The sequence below is a fragment of the Sutterella massiliensis genome (assembly GCF_016899755.1).
Lineage (GTDB): Bacteria > Pseudomonadota > Gammaproteobacteria > Burkholderiales > Burkholderiaceae_F > Sutterella > Sutterella massiliensis.
On sequence record NZ_JACJJC010000468.1, the window covers coordinates 1 to 257 of the forward strand.

General features: G+C 56.4%; 1 protein-coding gene. It reads right to left on the reverse strand.

Annotated features, from left to right (window positions below; translation table 11 throughout):
• Positions 1–257: hypothetical protein (locus tag H6A60_RS13340; RefSeq protein ID WP_205105346.1), on the reverse strand; the 257-nt coding region annotated here is incomplete at both ends.

The following is a 257-nucleotide window of genomic DNA, read 5'->3' on the forward strand; positions in this document are numbered from 1 at the left end:
TCTCCAGCAAGCAATTGAGATAAACCGCGGCGATGGTTTTCGCGAGCTGCGGCGCATTTAACGCGGCATCGGGCTGCTCGGTCGAGCTCGCCTCCTTTGGCTGCCAGGCAAGAATCCCAAGAATGCGTCTCCAAAGAGACGGCAGTGCATCTAGAACCGGCAGCAAATAATCGGGCGTCAGGCGGATGGCATCTGTTTTAGGCAGCAGCCACACCACACTCATGAGAACATCGTTTTCCGGATGATTGCGGGCTGTC